Source organism: Anaeromusa sp., from assembly GCF_028691475.1.
Classification (GTDB): Bacteria; Bacillota; Negativicutes; order Anaeromusales; family Anaeromusaceae; genus Anaeromusa.
Window position 1 is genome coordinate 1 of sequence record NZ_JAQUZF010000180.1, and the last position, 3,610, is coordinate 3,610.

Sequence of the window (3,610 nt, forward strand, 5' to 3'; positions counted from 1 at the left end):
CGCCCATCGTATGATACGGCAAAAGCTGCACCGCTACCGGACGCGGCAGCGCCAGCACCACCTTGGCCAGCGCCTCGCTTTCCACCTCGCCGTCCGTCAGGCCCGGAATGACCACAAAACGCAAAGTAACCTCGCTGGCCAAAACGGCTTCCTTCAAATGAAGCAGCGTCGCCTGATAATCACCGCCCTTGGTCAGGCTGCGATAGGTTTCCTCCCGCGCTCCCTTGAGACTGAAAAGCACCGCATCCGCATAGGGCAGCACCGCCTGCGCCGCCCCAGACTCCCACTTGCCGCTGGTATCCAGAGTCGTATGAATGCCCGCCTCCTGGCAGGCCGCAAAAAGAGCCCCCACAAAATTCGCCTGCTCCATCGGCTCACCGCCGCTGACGGTAATACCGCCGTTGGAGGCATCGTAAAAAGGCCGGTACCGTTGGTAATCCGCCAGCACCTCTGCTACAGTCATTTCCCGACCGCCCCGCTTCCAGGTGTCCGGGTTATGGCAAAAGGCGCAGCCCAGGCTGCAGCCGGACAAAAACAGCACATAGCGAATCCCCCGTCCGTCCAGCGTGCCGAAGGTCTCTACCGAATGCACCCAGCCCTTGATGTCGCTCATAGGCCGCCTCCTTTGAAAATCACGGAGATTACGCTACACGAAGATACGATACGCAGAGTAACAGAGGTATCAGAGGGGTGCAGAGAAATAACAAAAGAAATAGCCGTTCTCTTGTTGAATCTTCTTCTCTCTGGCCTTTCTCTGTTACTCTGTGTGCCGTTCTCATTATTTTAACTCTGTGTGAACATTCCCCACTATGCGCCTACTGTTTCGTAGAAGGTGCGGTGGATAACTTCGAGCTGCTGCGCGCGGCTGAGCTTGATGAAATGTACGGCATAGCCGGAGACGCGGATGGTCAGCTGGGGATATAGCTCCGGATGCTCCATGGCGTCTTCCAAAGTCGCCCGTTCCAGCACGTTGACATTAATATGATGGCCAGCCAACGATACATAGCCGTCCAACAGCGCCGCCAGCTTGGCAGCGCGATCTTCCGCAGTTCCGCCCAGCACGTGAGGCAAGATCGAGAAGGTGTAGGAAATGCCGTCGCGGCAGGCTTCATAAGGAAGCTTGGTCACCGAACGCATCGCGGCCAGCGCGCCTTTTTCCTCACGTCCGTGCATGGGATTTGCGCCCGGCGCAAAGGGAGCTCCAGCAGGGCGTCCGTCCGGGGTAGCGCCGGTTTTTTTGCCGTACATAACATTCGAAGTAATCGTCAATACCGACAAGGTATGATGCGCACCGCGGTACGCGGCATGGCGCTTCAAGAGCGCCGAGAATTCTTCGACCAGCTCTTTCGCCAGCTCGTCCACGCGATCATCGTCATTGCCGTAACAAGGGAAAGGCTGCTCGTTGGTAAAGCCCACGGCAATGCCGCGTTCGTCGCGAATGGCTTTGACCTTGCCGTAGCGGATCGCGCTCAGCGAATCCGCCGCCACCGAAAGACCGGCGACGCCAAAGGCCATGAGCCGTTCCACTTGGCTGTCGTGCAGCGCCAACTGAGACGCTTCATAGGCATAGCGATCATGCATATAATGGATCAGATTCATCGTATTCACGTAAAGACCGGCCAGCCACTCCAACACTCGGCTGTAGCGGCGGCGCACTACGTCATAATCCAGATATTCGCCTTCCGGCAAGGGCAGCTCCGGCGCTACCTGGAGCGCCGATTTCTCGTCTTTGCCGCCGTTAATGGCCATCAAAAGCGCCTTAGCCAAATTGGCCCGCGCGCCAAAGAACTGCATCTGCTGCCCCAGGCGCATAGCCGACACGCAGCAGGCAATGCCGTAATCATCGCCGTAAATGGGGCGCATCAAATCGTCGCTTTCGTACTGAATGGCGCTGGTATCGATGGACACTTTAGCGCAGAAGCGTTTGAAGCCTTCCGGCAAAGCCGCCGCCCAGAGCACCGTCAGATTGGGTTCCGGCGCAGGTCCCAGATTGTAAAGAGTATGGAGCACACGGAAAGACGTCTTGGTCACCAGCGTGCGGCCGTCTACGCCCATGCCGCCTACCGATTCCGTCACCCAGAGCGGGTCGCCGGCGAAGAGCTCATTATAATCCGGCGTGCGCAGCTGCCGCGCCAACCGCAGCTTAATTACCAATTGATCAATGATTTCTTGCGCGCCGCTCTCGTCCAAAAGACCTGCCGCCAAATCGCGCTGAAAATAAATATCCAAAAAGGTCGAAACGCGGCCAATGGACATAGCCGCCCCGTTTTGATCCTTAATTCCTGCTAAGTACCCAAAGTAAAGCCACTGCGCCGCTTCCAGCGCCGTTTCCGCGGGACGGCGAATGTCGCAGCCGTAGCTGGCCGCCATCTGCGCCAGCTGTTCCAGCGCTTCAATCTGCAGCGCAATCTCTTCGCGGCTGCGCATGGTTTCTTCATCCATCGCGTCAATGCGTTCTTTTAAATCCTGCTTCTTGCAGGCGATGAGATGGTCTACGCCGTACAGCGCCACGCGGCGATAATCGCCAATAATGCGGCCCCGGCCATAGGCGTCCGGCAGACCGGTAATAATGCCCACCTTGCGAGCCAGTTTCATCTCTTCCGAATACGCCCGGAAGACGGCTGTATTGTGCGTGGTGCGGTGATTATGATAAATATCGCTGATTTCCGGGGCCAGCTTATAGCCGTAGGCTTCACAAGCCTGCTCGGCCATGCGGATGCCGCCGTTGACGATGACGCCGCGCTCTAAAGGAGCCTCGGTCTGCAAACCGACAACAACTTCCAAATCTTTTTCAATGTAACCGGCGCCATGAGAGGTAATGGTCGAGACCCGCGTAGGATCGACCGACAAAACGCCGCCTTTTTCCTGTTCCGCTTTCAGCAAGTCCATGCACTTGTCCCAAAGCTTTTTGGTCCGCGCCGTCGGTGCCGCCAAAAACGCGTCATCTCCTGTATAAGGCTGGTAGTTGCGTTGAATGAAGCTGCGCACGTCAATGCGCCGCTGCCACCGTCCGCCTTGAAATTTGTTCCATGCTTTGTTGTTCATCATCGTCATTGCTCCTCTCATTAAGCCGGCGCCTTCACAGCCCCGGTCAGAGCGACAAAAAACCGCCCAGGCAGCACACAAGCTTTGCCCAGGCGGTCGGCTTTCATAGTCCCCATATTGCAGTCCACGTGGTATTCTCCACTGATCCGCCAGTCCTGCAGGGGTTCGGTTGTCTGACACAGCGGTGTGTCGCATCTTTATTATACTCATCTCAGGGAGGCACCGTCAAGAGGCCAGTGTGCTTTTTTTATCTTTTTATTTTTTAATAAATATTATTCATTGCAGATCTACAGAGCGCTTTTCCCACTACAGTCCCATAATCGCTTCACAAGTTCGTATACCCTAACCACATTTATAGGAAACAGTGTAAAAATAGGACCTCATTTCATTTGTAATTCCTTGAAAATAAAGGTATTATTAAGTTGTGTTTCTCATAACTGAGTGATTTTCATATTCTCGAACCCTAGAAAAATCAAAGGGTTTTTAGGCAATAAAAAGGACTTCACCCCCACAAATGCGAATCAGTAAGTGCTACCCTAACCTTACGCAAAGGACGGTGAAGTCA

2 protein-coding genes and 1 riboswitch are annotated in these 3,610 nt (G+C 55.0%); both genes read right to left on the bottom strand.

Going from position 1 to position 3,610, the window contains the following annotated elements; genetic code table 11:
* On the bottom strand, window positions 1–613 hold a 613-nt coding region (locus PHF27_RS13835; RefSeq protein ID WP_300071308.1), incomplete at its 3' end, for a radical SAM protein.
* A gap of 194 nt (window positions 614–807) precedes the next feature.
* Window positions 808–3,048 carry a formate C-acetyltransferase gene (pflB, locus tag PHF27_RS13840; protein ID WP_300071311.1) on the bottom strand — a complete coding sequence of 747 codons (2,241 nt, stop codon included), beginning with the start codon at window positions 3,046–3,048 and terminating at the stop codon, window positions 808–810.
* Window positions 3,049–3,124: 76 nt separating this feature from the next.
* A riboswitch (ZMP/ZTP riboswitch) is annotated at window positions 3,125–3,212 on the bottom strand.
* Window positions 3,213–3,610 lie beyond the last annotated feature (398 nt).